This window comes from Enterobacter cloacae complex sp. BZL2005, assembly GCF_049238885.1.
In the GTDB taxonomy this organism is placed as follows: domain Bacteria; phylum Pseudomonadota; class Gammaproteobacteria; order Enterobacterales; family Enterobacteriaceae; genus Enterobacter; species Enterobacter roggenkampii.
Window position 1 is genome coordinate 1 of sequence record NZ_JBMKGI010000028.1, and the last position, 15,549, is coordinate 15,549.

Here is a 15,549-nt window from a genome sequence, read left to right on the forward strand (position 1 = left end):
GAAACCCGGAGGGGTTCGGCGGAGCCCGGCGGATGCGCAGCGGCCGCCCTGGCGGAGTGGGGCTCGACGACCGGACAGCAGCGCTGGCCGGGAGCCGAAGGGGGCCAGAAGTGGGATTCTGGTTTTTTCAGAGGATTTGCTGATCGGGTTTCAGAGCCGACAACCACGCCACGCCACGCCACGCCACGCCACGCCACGCCACGCCACGCCACGCCACGCCACGCCACGCCACGCCACGCCACGCCACGCCACGCCACGCCACGCAGGACCGTATCAGTGACAATTTGCCCTCACAATGCCTTTCATGTACATCTCCACGGGCTTACATCAGGGCGGGAGGGGGCAGCGCCGCAGGCGCTGACCTTACCGACCGTCAGCCCGAAGGGATGACAGGGTTTTCGCGCGCGAACAGGCGGCGCCTATGCCCCGCCCGGATTATTTACTTTCCATCCCCCTGACCGCCCTGGAGAATGAAGTGGCCGCAAAGATAGACGGCGCACTAGCGGGTAGCCGATTCGCAGATCTCATCCAGCACTTTCGCTGTGGTTACGGGGCTGAGTCCTGATTCGCGACGTCGCTCGTTGATGAGCGTTTTATACTGGCGCAGGATACTGCGGGTTTCCGGTGACAGTTGCATGGTGTTCTCCTTTTGTTCTGTTTCCGGAGGCAATGCCTCCGGCTTTTCTGTCAGGCATCGAGCGCCTCGCGCAGGCGCATCATGACGTCGTTTTCTTCTTTCAGGGTTTCTTCAGCTGATCCGCCGCCATCCTCCGCGCATACTGCGATACGTTGCATCTCCCGTCCTGCAAGCTGCATGACTAAGGCCAGCGATTTCGCGGGAATAGTCACGGTTCGCTTCTCGCGTCGCTCATCGAGCATGGTTTCGACAATCGCCCGTATCTGGCCGATATCAGCGCCACTTTCAAGGCATGAGCTTAGCCGACGCAGGACTTCATCCAGTTCCTCATCGGTTAAATCCCAGTCAAGGCAGACGCAACGAATGTCATTTCGATTCCAGCAGGCGAAAACGTATTTCTCGCCATCGAGGTCGGAATGTCTGAACATTTCAAGGGCAATTTCTCTTGCTGTACCAATCATGTTTTTCTCCTTTTATCGGGCGGCATCGCCGCCCGTGGTCAGTCAGTCAAGGGCACGCCAGATGGTGGCGCTTTCCGGATGGGTGTCAGCAAATGCCATAAGCTGCTCATAGCGACGGCAGAAGTGGCGGCACAGTTCTTCATGGTCATGGTTGCTGTGGTGCCAGCTCCGGTGATTCAGTACCAGCGCCGTGAGGATGATCCCCGCCACTTCCCCGCTGACAGTCTGCTCAAACCAGTTGTCCGGATTGCACAGGGTCAGGCTCTCCACGTCAGGCGCCATATATCCGCCGCCTTCCGGCAGCCGGTAAAACTGCCAGAATCCCCCCTGATACTCAGGGCAGTAACGCTGGGCGTAGGCGTACACGGATGCCTCGGACGTCATAAAATCGCCGCCAAACAAATCAGGCAGGAAAGTCAGGCGCTGCGCACCCTCAAGACGAACAGCATCACAGGTCACGGTCTGGTTCATAGATCCTCCACGGTTAACATATTCTCGGTTCCGGCATCGCCGTGACGACACGACAGACCGGCGAAAAGCGGAGGACACAGGGGCGACGCCGCAAGCCGCAGCGCAAAGCCTTCACGGGCTGAATGCACCGTGAAGGGTGCGAACGGGTGAGGACGGAGGCGTAAGCGAACCCTTGTGGCCGATGCGGCCGGGCTACAGTGAAGTCACGGCGCATGCCGTCACCGCACGGAGCTTCAGAGGAGTTTCATTGTCCCGACGTGGCCCGGAGGGCAGCGGCGGATAAAAGCGGAAGGCACTGACATCCTTTTCGCAGTGGATGGCCACCGGTTGCCGGGGCGTTACCCCGGCTCTCTCCCTTACGCGGCCAGCGTCTCCTGTAATGCGTGAACGTCCTTCAGCTCATTCCTGACGGATTCAGGCTCCTGCCGCCCGGCTTCCCAGGCCATACCGATCCGGTTTTCCAGCTCGCATTCATAGTTACGCAGGACGCGGGACAGGAGTACCGCCGGAACACTCACCTGACGGTTTGCCGCTTCGCGCTGACGGGCCAGGAGATCGCTGACAGTCAGATTATTTACCCCCTCCTGACGGTATTGCGTCATTTTCATTTCGCCGATCGCCTTCATCAGATTCCGGATTTCAGTCCCGTCCGGTTCTGGCTGGGCTTCACGGCAGGCCACGCTAATCCCCTCTTCCGTCCAGACCAGCAGGACCAGGGGTTCGTCAAACGTGAACATGTTTTCAAGCTGTACACAAAGTTCTTCGCGGGTTCCGTACATCGTTTTTTCTCTCTTGTTAGGGGTTACAGGCCGGGCATCAGCCCGGCAGGGTCAGTCAGTCCTGAAAGGTTTCGTCCAGCACCAGGGCTTCGCGGTAGGCTTCAAGAAGCAGGGTGTTGATCCGGCGCAGAGTCTGCGCAGCCATACGTTCGGTAAGCGTTGCCGCGTCGTGCCGGTGCTGCGATTCGAGGCGGTTCAGCAGCATCCGCACGTCACACATGGCATTGCTGAGCGCGGCCACGTCCGCGCGCAGGTGTTCAAGGCCCGGGTAGTTCATGCCGCCTCCGGATAGTCGGGGTAAAACGCGCCGTCATTGGCCGCCGGCATCCTTCTTGCCCGTTCAACCTGTGCCAGACGTCGAACGCCGGCGGCGTGGTACTGCTCAAGCATCTCGATCCCGATATAGCGGCGGCTGGCTTCGGCGGCTGCCACGCAGGTGGAGCCGCTGCCGGCGAACGGGTCAAGGACAATAGCCCCCGGACGCGTGAGCGATTCAATCAGCGGCCGCAGGCTCTGCACCGGCTTCTCCGTCGGGTGATGTCGGTTGCCCGTGTATTTCCAGGGGATCACGTCCGGGATGGGACGGTCCGGGGTTTGCGGCCTTCCCTTTGCCAGCAGGTAGGCACTCTCATGGGTGTAACCCACGAACGTCGATTTTGAGGCGTAGCTCTTGGCAAAGACGATATGGCCAACCACCCGGAAACCGGCCGTTTTCCACGCATTCAGAAACAGATCCGCGCGGTTCCAGGCATAGAAACTCACCATCAGGCTGTCATTTTTCAGCACGCGGTACATTTCATGACAGGCGGGCTGGAGCCATTCGGCAGAGTTGTCCCCGGCCAGGGTGCGGCCGGTACGGTCCTTATAGCCAACCAGGTACGGTGGATCGGTAAGAATAAAATCGACGGCACGCGCCGGAAAACGGGACATCACCTGCACGCAGTCACCCAGAATAAAACGGGACATAGACACACTCCTCTCTGATATGCGGCACCCTCTTGCGCCGTGCCGCCACAAAAACCCGGCGAAAAGCGGAGGGCGCAGGGGCGACGCCGCAAGCCGCAGCGCAAGCCTTTCACGGGCTGAATGCACCGTGAAAGGTACGAACGGGTGAGGACGGAGACAACGTGAACCCTTGTGACCGCAGCGGCCGGTTTAGCGTGAAGGCACGGCGTTGAACTCGCCGCCGGTTGGCGGCAATAAGGCGGAGAGAACCGACAACCTTTGTTACCGGTTCTGGTAGCTGATGAGTCAGACAAGGTATGGCAGAATGCACACTGATAATGGATTCGCGCCGTTATCTTACATGTGTGCCTTTGATTTCAGGACGTCCCCGACCGGAGACGTCTTTTTTTTGAGTCGGATATATGGCAGGTGAAAAAAGGCAGCGATTGTGCAATTATCTGTGCCGAAAACATCTGATGGGTTTTCACTTACAACGAATATGACACATTTCAGGACACCCCTCCCCGGAAGGTGTCCTTTTTTTTAGCGCCCCTTCACGTGGTCGATAGCGAACTGCAGCGTGTCCCAGTTAAAACCGATGCCTGCATCGTGGCTGTGGTCGCAGATACGCATGGCTTCTGCAATTTCCTCCTCCGACAGACTGCCATCGAGGGACAGAAAATCATCTTCCAGCCAGAACGTCCCCATACACAGTGCATCCGGTGGGTACTGCTTCAGCCTGGCGATGAGCCCTGCCACCGTCACATCATCACGACATGCAGGACGCGACGGCAGGACGCGATCAGCGATGTCGTTCCAGCACCAGTCATCGCACTCCGGTACGGGTTCCAGCAGGGTCTGTAATTCCACGCCCGGCAGCAGGGAGAGCTGCTCCAGAACCTCCCCCAGAGAAAGTCGCTCTCCGCTGGCATCTTCACTCCCCAGGTAATGGTGATTGATATAGACGGCAAACTCGCCGTTATCGAGTTCAATACAGGTCAGTCTGAACATGGTTGTGTCCTCAGCATCCGGCACCCTCTTGCGCCGTGCCGCCACAAAAACACGGCGTAAAGCGGAGGACGCCAGGGCGACGCCGAAGCCGCAGCGCAAGCCCTTCACGGGCTGAATGCACCGTGCAGGGCGCGAACGGGTGAGGACGGAGACAACGTGAACCCTTGCGACCGCAGCGGCCGGGTTAGCGTGAAGGCACGGCGGGTAATTTTTTACGGGAGATGTAAAGCGGAGGAAAAATTTCACATTAAATTAAAATGTGATTTACATCACAAAACAATACATTATAATCGCCGAAAAATTAAGCGTTTAGTTTTGACGGCAGGGATGAGATGTCACCCTGCCGTTTTTTTCTGAAGTGTACGGGACCGGATTTAACGCGCAGGAGCTGCACCAATACGTCTCAGCGCATCCTCTACTTCACGCAGCCCAAAAATATCTTCCGGCGGCTGCTCTTTTCCGGACAGGCTACATACCGTAAAGACGGCATTTGATGCGGATAATCTCTCGCGGAACAACGCCTGCAGTGCCACAACGACCAGCGTACGTTCGTCTCCTGTCAGTTCTTCAAGCTGCATACTGTTTCCTTCAGGTTAATGTTCATATTCATCCCCGCCCCTCTGGTTTTTTCTCGTCAAACGCCAGGAGAACCCCGAGGCCGATCAGTGAGGCATAGCAGACCTGCATCGCGATTGTCACCGGCAGTGAGATGTTATCAACCAGAACGCCAGGAACCACGACGGCCACGCCTGCCAGTATCATTCCCCTGCCGGTCTTTTTGACCCGTTCCGGCCACTGAGATTCAGGCACGTTCCGGGCGCGCAGAAAGTTATGAATGCACTGCACTGCTTTTTGTTTAATCACTGACATGCTTAGTCTCCGAATGCCCGGCGCATATTTTTCTTTATGCTGGTCGCTTCAGCGGATACCGGTGCGGCAGGCTCCGCTGGGTTCTCCGGCACTGCAGCCATACTCACGTCAGCCGTACCAGCCATCTGCTGAACCAGAACCTGCAGCTCGCTGACCGTGCCGGGCGGTACCGGCATACTGGCCAGCAGACGCGGCAGCTCCGGTGCGGTCGTATGCAGGGCCAGACCGGTGATAATCAGGTTTCTCAGCAGCTCTCCGCGCAGGCGGGATGACACGCCCGTCAGCACACGCTCAACCCGTTCACTGCTCCGGTCATCCTGAAGCGTCAGGGTGTAACGCCGGCGCTGGTATTCCGTCTCCGGTGACATGGCCAGAGCAGCCACGCCACCATCAGGCTCATCAGGAAGCCCTGAGAGTGAAGACCAGGTGCCGGATACCAGGGCCATCACGGCACAAAGCCGGATGGCACTCAGATGTCCGTCAAAGAACACCGGGATCAGCGCCGGTAAACGGGCATCCGTCTGGTACATCACCGCCCCGGCGGTGGCGGCGGTCCGAATGAAGTCACCGCGCAGGGGCTGTGAGATGGTGCTGATGGTCGCCATCGCCGTGATGTCGGTGCGATCGTCGCTGTGCAGATAGAAAGAATACTGGCCGTCCGGCACGTTTAGTCCTCTTTATTGTAAAGGGCAATCTCTCTGGCCAGCGCCAGCTGCGGATCGCCGATAACCTCGATACGGTCAGGAGCCAGAGGCCAGGCCTGACGTATAGCCTCTTCAATGAGGGATGCCCCTCCCCCGACCAGGAATACCCGGTTAACGCTCCTGAAGACCGTCAGCTCACTGGTGACACGCGCGCCCAGGGAAGTGATTGCCTCTGTAATTTTGTTCAGAACATCGTCAATTTTTCCGGCATCGTTGATCACTCGCTGCAGATACTGACGATCATTGCGGTTGCGGATGACCGTGTCAGCAATAAGCGCGCTGGTTTCGCTGTCTGCAGCCCGCAGCGCGCCTGCAGCTGCGCGGGTGACCTGTGACACGCCGACAGACGGATTGCCGTGTACCGCACTGATATCATCAAACTGTCCGACAATCACGCCGGCATCGAGCGTGGTTCCGCCGAGATCGATAATCAGGGTGGTCTCAGCGGGTCCGGGCTTCAGCTCCGCGAGACGGGAGAACGCCGCCGGCAGTGATTCAGGCATCACCTTCACGTCCGTTACGGTAAATGCCCTGCCCTTATTCAGAACCAGCTCACGCATCAGGTTTTCTCGTTTGCGTCGGATGTTCTCCTCGTTCCGCTGGCAGTCCCCGTCATAATACTCGCTCAGGGGCAGCGTCACGGTCAGGCTCACCGGCTGCGGCTCAAGTCCGCTGTTCAGCAGGGCATGATGCACGGCCAGCAGGTTGAGATCACCGTACTGGTATTCCACGTTTGTTGTCGGGATGGCATCCCGGCTGACGCTGTCCCAGGTGTATTTCAGCGTGCCCACCTGATAGTTGAACGTTGCGGCACTGAATTCCGCCACTTTCCAGCCATGCCGGAAGGAGTTAGCAGAAACCCGGGTCTGCAGCTCGTTTCCTTCAAACCATGCCAGCTTAACATTAGTTGAACCATCATCGCAGTAAATATTCATCATTATGCTCCGTCAATTAAACTCAATTTGATACATATTATAAGAGCAAAATGGCAAAATAAAAGCCATACTTCTCATTATGAGTAATTTAAATGTCCCATAATGATATTAAATAGCATTTTGAGTAACTTAGGTTACTCACCCTGTTCATGAAGCAGGTGATCTGGATTATCCTCACGCTGTTAAATATACTGTATGCATATCCAGTATATTTAGACGTCAGGAGGAAAGATGAAACTGCAGCTTTTCAGCACCGGGAAAGCACTCCCGCCACAGGCCCATCCGTTGTTTGCAGACCTGGCCAGCTGCGGTTTTCCGAGCCCTGCCGCTGACTATGTCGAGTCCGACCTGGATCTCCATGATTACTGCATACGGCACCCAAGCGCGACTTACTATCTCCGTGCCAGCGGTGACAGCATGTCCGACGGCAGCCTTTACAATGGCGATCTGCTGGTTGTGGACAGTGCAGAGAAGCCCCGGCACGGCGATATTGTTGTGGCCAGTGTGCAGGGGGAGTTTACGGTTAAACGGCTTCTGCTGACGCCACGACTGACGCTGCAGCCAATGAACGCCGCCTGGCCGCCGATTTATCCCGACCCGGACGATCTGGATATCTTTGGCGTCGTCACGCACATCATCCACCGCCCGAGGGAGATGTACTGATGTTTGCCCTGGCCGATGTGAACAGCTTTTATGCCAGCTGCGAACGTGTTTTCCGCCCGGATTTGAAAGGAAAGCCGGTTGTGGTGCTCAGTAATAACGATGGCTGCGTTATCGCAAGAAGTGCCGAGGCAAAGCCCTGGATCAAAATGGGCATGCCGTGGTTTCAGATGAAAAACGAAACGTATCCGGAAAAAATATACGCGTTCTCAAGCAACTATGAACTTTATGCCTCGATGTCAGCGCGCGTGATGAGCTGCCTGGAGGAGCTGGCCCCAAGGGTGGAACAGTATTCGATTGACGAGATGTTCCTCGACCTGACCGGCGTTGAGCACTGCATGGACCTGGAGGACTTCGGCCGGCAGCTGCGCCAGCACGTGTATGACTGTACCCGTCTGACCATCGGCGTGGGTGCCGGGCCGACGAAAACCCTGGCAAAATCTGCCCAGTGGGCCTCAAAGGAGTGGAAACAGTTTCGTGGTGTGCTCGCCCTGACCAGGGGGAATCCTCAGCGAACGCGGAAACTGCTTTCACTGCAGCCGGTCGAAGAGATCTGGGGCGTGGGAAACCGTATTGCACGCAAACTTAATGTACTGGGTATCAGGACCGCGCTCGATCTGGCCCTGACGAACCCGGCCTTTATACGCAAAAATTTCTCCGTCGTTCTCGAGCGAACAGTACGCGAACTGAACGGGGAAAGCTGCATGTCGCTTGAGGAAGCACCACCGACGAAACAGCAGATCGTCTGCAGCCGCAGCTTTGGAGAGAAAATCACGGAGTACGATTCGCTCCGCCAGGCTGTCTGTCAGTACGCAGAACGGGCCTCTGAAAAGCTGCGGAAAGAGCGCCAGTACTGCCGGCATATTTCCGTTTTCATCAAAACGTCTCCGTTCGCCGTTAAAGAGCCTTACTACGGCAACGTGGCCACGGAGAAACTGCTTACACCCACTCAGGACACCCGGGACATTATTGCGGCCGCCACAACGGCTCTGGAGCGTATCTGGAAGGATGGGCACCTGTATGCCAAAGCCGGTGTGATGCTGAATGACTTCACCGGCTCCGGCGTTTCGCAGCTGCAGCTGTTCGACGAACGTCCGCCACGTCCTCACAGCGCTGAGCTGATGAAGGTTCTCGATGGCATTAATCATTCCGGTCTGGGACAGATCTGGTTTGCCGGGCGAGGGATAGCGCCATCATGGCAAATGAAACGCGATATGCTCTCCCCTGCGTACACCACCCGCTGGAAAGATATTCCCGTTGCGAGGATCAGATAAATTCTGCTTTTCTGAGAGAGCCAGTAGTGCTCGCCGCAGCCGAACGACAGGGTGAAGCCCGCGAGTGAGCGAGGAAGCACCAGGGAACAAAACGAACATAATCTTCTTACGCACCTAATACAGGAATCACAGTAACAATCTCAAAATCTGTATTGTGATAGAAACAGCTGAATAGAGTGGGACCATGGTCCCAGTTAAATCCGGCGTGTGGAATCGATATTCCAGGCGGGGTTGAAGGATGAGTTCTGACACGCAAGTAGGAGGTGGGACCGTGGTCCCAGTTAAATCCGGCGTGTGGAATCGATATTCCAAGCGGGCTTGACGGGTGAGTTCTGACACGCAAGTAGGAAGTGGGACCGTGGTCCCAGTTAATCTGGTGTATGAAATCAGTATTCCGGGATGGGTTACCGTCTGAGTTCTGATATGCAGGTTGAGGGGTGAACTGCGGAACTAGTTAAGGAAAACTAGAAAAAACTGGATCTTTAGATTGTGGTAACAATCAGGTTGGGAGAAGTAAACAGATCTTTTTTACAACACTGGGCTATAGTGCAGAAAATAACTGCTTCGGATGTATATATTCCGAAGCAGCATGTAACGCATTAAGGATATTGGAAATTAATGAAGACTCTCGCGTGTATCATTAAACAGGCTAAACTTTTTGTAAGTCGCGCAGTATGGTTTCTATCTTCTCGATACACTCGGCAGGCAAACGAGATTTATCGAGATTAAAAATCACCTTATCGCCTTTGTATAGGGCTGTCGCACCAGGTACAAATTGATGACGGGTATTAAGGTTTACTTTTTTACCTGATGGCTCTTTCAGAACATCCGTCAGTAAACCAATAACTTCCTCGGATTCAAAGATAACTCCCGCTTTCTTTTGCTCATGAAGCTGTTGTGTCCGTTGCAACAATAAAGCTTCTTTTCCCGAAAATGCTTTGTACAGCGTCTCCCCTGAGCGGGCGGAAAGTTCACCAGGATGAGTAAACAGGGCAACCACTGATTTTGGCAAATGGGCCGTGTTGATGCAACGCGTGATGATTTTACGGGAAATATTCTCAGCTTCAGCCAGAGCAGAGATATTGCCGTTAAAATCATTTTCCAACCGCTGTGCATAACGGTTGCCCCGTTCATAAGCGCTGACAGGACGATAATCATTACCCAGCCGTGATAAAGCCATCATCTGTTCGTCATCGAGATCCCCGACGAGAACACGATAATCTGATGATGTCAGTATGGCGGCTTTACGACGGCGACTACCATCAGCAATTTCAATGACACCTTCTACCCTTCGTCCGAACGCAGGCGTCTGTTGACCACTCAGCATAAAAGAGGGAATCAGATCATCAAGCGCGTCTTCGGTCAGTAGTTCCTGGTCACGTTCATTACCTGACCAGACTCTTGATGCCGTCTCAACACTCTCGCCCGGGATCGCTTCCAGAATAAATTTCACTTCCCGGCCACAAACCGGAAGCAGAATGGTATTCCCGCGGGCCATGGCTCCAACCCGTGCAATTAATGAATCAACCATCGGTGCAGCGGGTGCCGCTGAAGGTTCAGTTTCGGGGCGGATATCTTTTACGGTATGTTTTGGAATGACTGGTGCACGTTTCATTATCTGATCTCCCAGCGAGGTTTAATCAGGCGATCAAAAATTTCATTACAGACAGGCTCCCAGATAGACAGCGCATTTCGCCAGGCTCCTGTAGATGAGCGCTGATCGATAGCCTGCTCAAACACCGTTCTCATACGGATCTGACCTTTACCGACTTCGTCGGTCTCGCGAACAACGTTTTTCAGTACCATGCTTCCCCAGGCATCGCGGATCTGTTCTTCCATCCAGGGTGACTGTGAGCCATTGTTATTGCTGTACTTGGTCAGAAGAATTCTAACGTCAGGTTCAAAACCCTGCAGGTCCACGTTTTTTAACAGGTCGCGCAGCATGTCAAAAAACTGAAGGGCAGAGGTGTAATCAAATAACTCTGCTGGCGTTGGCACGATGAGTACATCTGCAGCACAGACGACATTGATGGTACCAATACCGAGGTTCGGTGCACTGTCGATAACAATGACATCATAATCATGGGCCACTGTTTCGATGGCCAGGCGAAGCATCATATGAGGTTCTGTCGGCAGTTTCCCGTTGTCAAACCTTCCCATTAGTTCTGTCTCAATGCGGTGCAGAGCCAGGCATGAAGGTATGATGTCGAGACCCGGCCAGCAGGTGGCTTTGACGGCATAGGCTGCATCATCGCGCTCACCAAGATAAAAAGGCAGCAGTGTGTCTTCGGCATGGATATGCAAATCAGGGACCCAGCCGTGGTACATGGAGGCTGTGCCTTGAGGATCGTTCCCTTCGACAAGCAGTACTCGCAGCCCTTTCAGCGCCAGGTCCTGTGCCAAATGTACAGATACAGATGTCTTATAGACACCCCCTTTATGTGCTGCCACCGCGATGACGGGCGGAACGCTGTCATCAGGACGGCGCAGACGGGTGCCAAATACATCCCGCATATGGTTGATTTGTTCAATGGTGTAGCCCACCCGCTGCTCTACACGTCCACGCATTTCCATATCAGGATGGGGAAGGCGTCCTGCTTTTTCTGCATCACGGATTGCCTGAGAAGAAACGCCAATCAGATCGGCGGCCTCACCCACACGCCAGCGACGGGTAATTTTCCTGGCTTCCGGGCTATCATCGTTAAACTGTGCAATCGCGATAGCTTTCGTCATTTCATGACCGGCCGTAATGCACTGGTCAAGCGTTTCCATCAGTCCCATTCTTTGTTCCTTATTATTATCTTTGCATTAATCTATTAAATCTTGGTAAAAGGCGCAAAGCAACATTAAAGTTGCAAACCGTCTTAAATATTGCAAAGCCGATCAAAATATAGTCTTGTTCAGTTCAGCATCCGCCTGAAAGGCTGCCGCATGCTTCAGTCAATATCATCCGCTCGCCGCAGAAAGTATGCGCGCGTAGGCGCATGCGTCGAGGAAGCGGAATTACTCCGTACTAACAAGGTGTGGCTGACGCTCTGAAGCTAACGAAGCTCCACTGGAAGGAACTGAATGGTAAGGAATTGACTATAGTATGCAGATTATTGACTGCGGTATGAAGCTGAATAGGAATAGGGAAGAGTAATGACATGCATTTTTCTGCATATCACAGTCAAGACTATTGCCTTTCCTGGTGTTGTATTACTGGGTTGTTGTACCAAGATTCACATTGTGTCATGTCAGTGGTCCATATGTATTGGATGCTGGCTGTTATTCCATATTTCGATCCAGTAATTGATCCTTAAGGAGATCATGTTGAGATCAAAAAGAGATCCCCGGATCGTTTAGCGCCCCGCTACGCCTGATCCTGGAGACTATCTTCATTAACTGTGGTGTGTGGTATGTTGACTGTTGTGTGCGAGATCAACTATTGCGGTATGCAATTGTATTAACTGGGGTATGTATTTCCGTTGACTGTGATATGCGTATATACTTTCGTTTGTGGATAACCGCGGGTTAATAAAATGGCTATGGAAAATAATGAGTTACCCCTGAATCTTCAGGAGGTCAATAAGACAACGGGTGAAGTTGTTAAGCTGGATGTCAACAGCGCCAGTACTGTTCAGCCTGTTGCGCTCATGAGGCTTGGTCTGTTCGTTCCTACCCTCAAATCGACCTCTAGGAGTAAGACGAACCGCAAAAACGTCACGGATGCGACTGAGGAGCTCGTACAGCTGTCCATTGCCCGGAGTGAAGGGTATACCGATGTCAGGATCACCGGATCGCGCCTCGATATGGATACGGACTTCAAAGTCTGGCTTGGAATCATCCGTTCAATGTATGATTTTGGCGTTAAGGATGACACGCTCAAGCTGTCTTTTGTTGAGTTTGTTAAAATGTGTGGCTTTGACTCCCGGCGCTCTAACAAGAAAATGCGTGACAGGATAAGCAACTCCCTGTTCAAGCTGGCATCCGTAACCCTCAAGTTTCAGAGTGAAACGAAAGGGTGGACTACGCACCTGGTTCAGTCTGCCTATTACGACATCACTGCCGATGTCGTGGAGATCAGGGCAGAGCCCAAGCTCTTTGAGCTTTATCAGATGGACAGGCGGGTCCTGTTGCGTCTGAAAGCCATTGATGCCCTGCAGCGCAAGGAGTCCGCACAGGCACTCTATACCTACATTGAAAGTCTGCCACAGAATCCGGCCCCCATCTCCATGAAGCGTATGCGAGACAGACTCAACCTGACGTCTAACCTCTACACGCAGAACCACACGGTGCGCAAAGCCATGGCGCAGCTGAAGGATATCGGCTATCTGGATTACACCGAATTCAAACGCGGCCGGGCCACCTACTTCAGCGTGCATTACCGTAATCCGAAACTCATCAGTAGCAAGGTCGTTGTTCCCCGTGAGCCGGAAGAGGAAGTACCTGAGCAGAACTATGACGAAGTTATTAAAGCCCTGAAGGCTGCAGGTATTGATCCTCAGAAACTAGCAAAAGCGCTCGCCAGCGTGAAACCGGGAAATGACTGAGGAATGCCGTTTTAGAGTTTGTTGAGTGTGGTATGCAGAGCGCATACCACAGTCAATTTATACTGATTCATCATTCCGTTTAGGTTTTGCTTGCCTTGACTGCGATATGTGGATAGGCCTACCAGAGTATTGATATTGACTGCGGTGTGTGGAAGAGCGGGCAGTCTGCTCAACATCTTCACTGCGATATGTTTACTTTCATCACTTAGTCAATATTGTTCGTCAGGGCGGATGCCCTTAGCCCAGTACTTTCACAAAGGGTCTTAACCCACCGAGATCAAAGGATTCCGGGGGCAGCGTCCGGGATTCACTGATCCGCACTCCCGTGTTCCAGAAAGTAGAGAACAGCATTTAATGGTGAAGATCCGGCATATAGAAGAGTAGGGCTCTCACTTCGGGGACGAGTAGGTACGCCAGGGTGGCGCCGGTTAAAGTGGCCATCCTTCTGAGTGCGGCCGCGGTCGCAAAGTCGACCCCATGGGCTTTCGGCAACAGTGAAATGCGTTATGAAGAAAAGGGGGCAATGCAGGGATGAACAGGATCGGAACGAAAAGGTAAGTAATGAAGAAGACGTAAAGTGCGTTACGTGAATTCCGGCCTGGTACAGCCTGGACCCCTATCAGTTTTCACGTAACGCAAGATTAATTTATTATCGAATAAGTGGATGTCATTACAACTGTCTGTAAATTTTGACAAATTTAGTTATCTTTTTTTCAGCATGGCAACAGCATCAGCCTCTGCCATTGAAAATTGCACACGATGCCTTGCAGCAACATCGAGAGCAAATACCTTTGTATAGACTTCCGTCGAGCTGATCGACTTGTGCCCCATCAGGCTCTGCAGCACCTTCAGCGGAATTCCGGCATACAGCATGTGCATGGCGTAGGAGTGGCGGAACGTGTGTGGCGTCACCGGCACGGAGAACGTCACCCCGTCGGCGGCTGCCGCTTTAACAGCTTCGCCCAGCCAGGTGCGAACGGTACGGTCGGTGATCTCCCAGATGCGCACCTTTTCCGTTCTGCCGGTGCGCTTATTCCGGCGTTCCAGCGGTATTTTCAGGGTGGCCACCATCATTTCCAGCTGGCGGGCATACTGCGGATCGGAAAGCGGAACGTTACGATGAGGCTGGCTGCCGGCCGGAGCACGGCCGGCCGTTCGGGCCGCTTTCTCCACCCGCTGTTTGAGGGTTGCCAGTTGCACGAACGGGTAGGGCGGGGCCAGGGAAAAATCACTCCGGGTCAGGGCCAGTGCTTCGTTAATACGGGCGCCGGTGTTCCACAGGGTGGTCAGCAGCATCTTACGGTGAAGATCGGGCACGTAGTGGAGCAGGGCGCTCACTTCCGGCGCCAGCAGGTATTTCGGCAGTTCGTCCTGAACGAGCGCCATCTGGCGCAGTGCCAGCGCGGCCGGGTAATCGATGGCCACCGGCAGCTGAGCAGAGGAAAAAGCCCCGCTATGGCCTGGCAGTGCTGGCATCATGTTATGTCACCATTGTCATTAGAGTGTGCAGTGCATCACCGGTGCATCCGGGGATGCCGGACCCGGCAGGATCAGATACTCGGTAGCAGATTTGACACGGTAATTGGTGTAATCTTCAAACGAAACCGGGCTTGCTTTCATCCCCGCGAGAAAAGTTTCTTCAAGACCGCGGGCACGCGGAAGCGATAGTTCTATCGTCTCAGGATCGATGGCCATTTTCTGGCGGGTGGCTTCCAGCTCAGTGGTCAGCCGGTATTTTTCCGTACGAAAAGGAATACTCTCTTCAGCGTTTCGCTGTGTATAGGTCACGTCAAACATCATGCGATCACCGTCGTTCTGCAGTACCACGCCCCTGAGGAGACTTTCTATACGAACGGGGGATTCACCTTTCTGCGGAATCTCCGAGGTCCGGCTGCAGATAATCACCATCCCGGGTTTCTGACTGGCATTAACCATCCGCATTTCACTGAGCGTTGCCGCCCCTGCATCCCGTGCAGTCACACCCAGCAGGATCGTCAGCCCCATTATAAAACCGGTCAGTTTACACATCGTTCCTGTATCCTTTACGTTAATGTCTGGATCATCTTCAGGGAGAAATCCCGCCGGACTACACTATCGAGTGACATGTGGCCGCCAGAGGGTGTCCAGCCGACCACTCATTAAATGCTGCTGTCGGCTATCAGTAGTAGACTGGCCCCCTGAATCTCCAGACAACCAATATCACTTAAATAAGTGATAGTCTTAATACTAGTTTTTAGACTAGTCATTGGAGAGCAGATGATTGATGTCTT

18 protein-coding genes and 2 pseudogenes are annotated in these 15,549 nt (G+C 54.0%); 3 read left to right on the forward strand and 17 right to left on the reverse strand.

The window, feature by feature from the left end:
• From ACOTXI_RS23625 to parM, 12 genes and pseudogenes are all read right to left on the reverse strand, one after another.
• Positions 1 to 257, reverse strand: a 257-nt coding sequence (locus ACOTXI_RS23625; protein ID WP_421766148.1) for a hypothetical protein, incomplete at its 3' end; no start/stop codon positions are given.
• 245 nt (positions 258 to 502) lie between these two features.
• Positions 503 to 637, reverse strand: a pseudogene (locus tag ACOTXI_RS23630) (hypothetical protein); the annotation flags it as partial.
• 50 nt (positions 638 to 687) lie between these two features.
• Positions 688 to 1,098 carry a DUF1380 family protein gene (locus ACOTXI_RS23635; RefSeq protein ID WP_023327697.1) on the reverse strand — a complete coding sequence of 137 codons (411 nt, stop codon included), beginning with the start codon at positions 1,096 to 1,098 and terminating at the stop codon, positions 688 to 690.
• 42 nt (positions 1,099 to 1,140) lie between these two features.
• Positions 1,141 to 1,569 (reverse strand): antirestriction protein, encoded by a 429-nt coding sequence (locus ACOTXI_RS23640; protein ID WP_008502215.1) that lies wholly within the window; start codon positions 1,567 to 1,569, stop codon positions 1,141 to 1,143.
• Positions 1,570 to 1,925: 356 nt separating this feature from the next.
• Positions 1,926 to 2,348, reverse strand: a complete 423-nt coding sequence (locus tag ACOTXI_RS23645; RefSeq protein ID WP_023327696.1) for a DUF1380 family protein — start codon at positions 2,346 to 2,348, stop codon at positions 1,926 to 1,928.
• 55 nt (positions 2,349 to 2,403) lie between these two features.
• The gene (locus ACOTXI_RS23650) at positions 2,404 to 2,625 is read right to left on the reverse strand and encodes a hypothetical protein (RefSeq protein WP_013087144.1); all 222 of its coding nucleotides are present in this window, start codon (positions 2,623 to 2,625) and stop codon (positions 2,404 to 2,406) included.
• Positions 2,622 to 3,314, reverse strand: coding sequence for a DNA methylase (locus tag ACOTXI_RS23655; protein WP_023327695.1), 693 nt, complete (start codon positions 3,312 to 3,314; stop codon positions 2,622 to 2,624). Before ACOTXI_RS23655 ends, ACOTXI_RS23650 begins: the two co-directional genes overlap by 4 nt.
• 522 nt (positions 3,315 to 3,836) lie before the next feature.
• The gene (locus ACOTXI_RS23660; RefSeq protein WP_023327694.1) at positions 3,837 to 4,304 is read right to left on the reverse strand and encodes a hypothetical protein; all 468 of its coding nucleotides are present in this window, start codon (positions 4,302 to 4,304) and stop codon (positions 3,837 to 3,839) included.
• 374 nt (positions 4,305 to 4,678) lie between these two features.
• A complete protein-coding gene (locus ACOTXI_RS23665) occupies positions 4,679 to 4,882 on the reverse strand; it encodes a hypothetical protein (protein WP_013087140.1) in 204 nt (67 codons plus the stop codon).
• A gap of 28 nt (positions 4,883 to 4,910) precedes the next feature.
• The gene (locus tag ACOTXI_RS23670; RefSeq protein ID WP_013087139.1) at positions 4,911 to 5,174 is read right to left on the reverse strand and encodes a hypothetical protein; all 264 of its coding nucleotides are present in this window, start codon (positions 5,172 to 5,174) and stop codon (positions 4,911 to 4,913) included.
• Positions 5,175 to 5,176: 2 nt separating this feature from the next.
• Entirely contained in the window at positions 5,177 to 5,839 is a 663-nt protein-coding gene (locus tag ACOTXI_RS23675) for a plasmid partitioning/stability family protein (protein ID WP_023327693.1), read from the reverse strand.
• Positions 5,840 to 5,841: 2 nt separating this feature from the next.
• Positions 5,842 to 6,813, reverse strand: coding sequence for a plasmid segregation protein ParM domain-containing protein (gene parM / locus ACOTXI_RS23680; RefSeq protein WP_023327692.1), 972 nt, complete (start codon positions 6,811 to 6,813; stop codon positions 5,842 to 5,844).
• 231 nt (positions 6,814 to 7,044) lie between these two features.
• On the opposite strand from parM, the gene umuD reads away from it, so the two are divergent.
• Together umuD and ACOTXI_RS23690 are read left to right on the forward strand one after the other, a co-directional pair.
• Complete coding sequence (gene umuD, locus ACOTXI_RS23685; protein ID WP_013087136.1) at positions 7,045 to 7,476, forward strand: translesion error-prone DNA polymerase V autoproteolytic subunit; 432 nt, start codon at positions 7,045 to 7,047, stop codon at positions 7,474 to 7,476.
• Entirely contained in the window at positions 7,476 to 8,747 is a 1,272-nt protein-coding gene (locus ACOTXI_RS23690; protein ID WP_421633980.1) for a Y-family DNA polymerase, read from the forward strand. The genes umuD and ACOTXI_RS23690 overlap by 1 nt, the downstream gene beginning before the upstream one ends.
• A gap of 649 nt (positions 8,748 to 9,396) precedes the next feature.
• Here the strand turns inward: ACOTXI_RS23690 and ACOTXI_RS23695 are convergent.
• Together ACOTXI_RS23695 and sopA are read right to left on the reverse strand one after the other, a co-directional pair.
• Positions 9,397 to 10,362 carry a ParB/RepB/Spo0J family plasmid partition protein gene (locus ACOTXI_RS23695; RefSeq protein WP_023327690.1) on the reverse strand — a complete coding sequence of 322 codons (966 nt, stop codon included), beginning with the start codon at positions 10,360 to 10,362 and terminating at the stop codon, positions 9,397 to 9,399.
• Positions 10,362 to 11,528, reverse strand: coding sequence for a plasmid-partitioning protein SopA (gene sopA / locus ACOTXI_RS23700; protein WP_023327689.1), 1,167 nt, complete (start codon positions 11,526 to 11,528; stop codon positions 10,362 to 10,364). Before sopA ends, ACOTXI_RS23695 begins: the two co-directional genes overlap by 1 nt.
• 740 nt (positions 11,529 to 12,268) lie before the next feature.
• Here sopA and ACOTXI_RS23705 point away from each other — a divergent pair.
• On the forward strand, positions 12,269 to 13,279 hold the full coding sequence (locus ACOTXI_RS23705) for a RepB family plasmid replication initiator protein (protein WP_015572055.1): 1,011 nt from the start codon (positions 12,269 to 12,271) through the stop codon (positions 13,277 to 13,279).
• A 243-nt stretch (positions 13,280 to 13,522) separates the two neighbouring features.
• Here the strand turns inward: ACOTXI_RS23705 and ACOTXI_RS23710 are convergent.
• From ACOTXI_RS23710 to ACOTXI_RS23720, 3 genes and pseudogenes are all read right to left on the reverse strand, one after another.
• Positions 13,523 to 13,780: pseudogene (locus ACOTXI_RS23710) on the reverse strand (site-specific integrase); the annotation flags it as partial.
• Between the two features lie 201 nt (positions 13,781 to 13,981).
• The gene (locus tag ACOTXI_RS23715) at positions 13,982 to 14,758 is read right to left on the reverse strand and encodes a site-specific integrase (RefSeq protein ID WP_023327688.1); all 777 of its coding nucleotides are present in this window, start codon (positions 14,756 to 14,758) and stop codon (positions 13,982 to 13,984) included.
• An 18-nt stretch (positions 14,759 to 14,776) separates the two neighbouring features.
• Positions 14,777 to 15,307, reverse strand: coding sequence for a hypothetical protein (locus ACOTXI_RS23720; protein ID WP_013087127.1), 531 nt, complete (start codon positions 15,305 to 15,307; stop codon positions 14,777 to 14,779).
• Between the last annotated feature and the right edge of the window lie 242 nt (positions 15,308 to 15,549).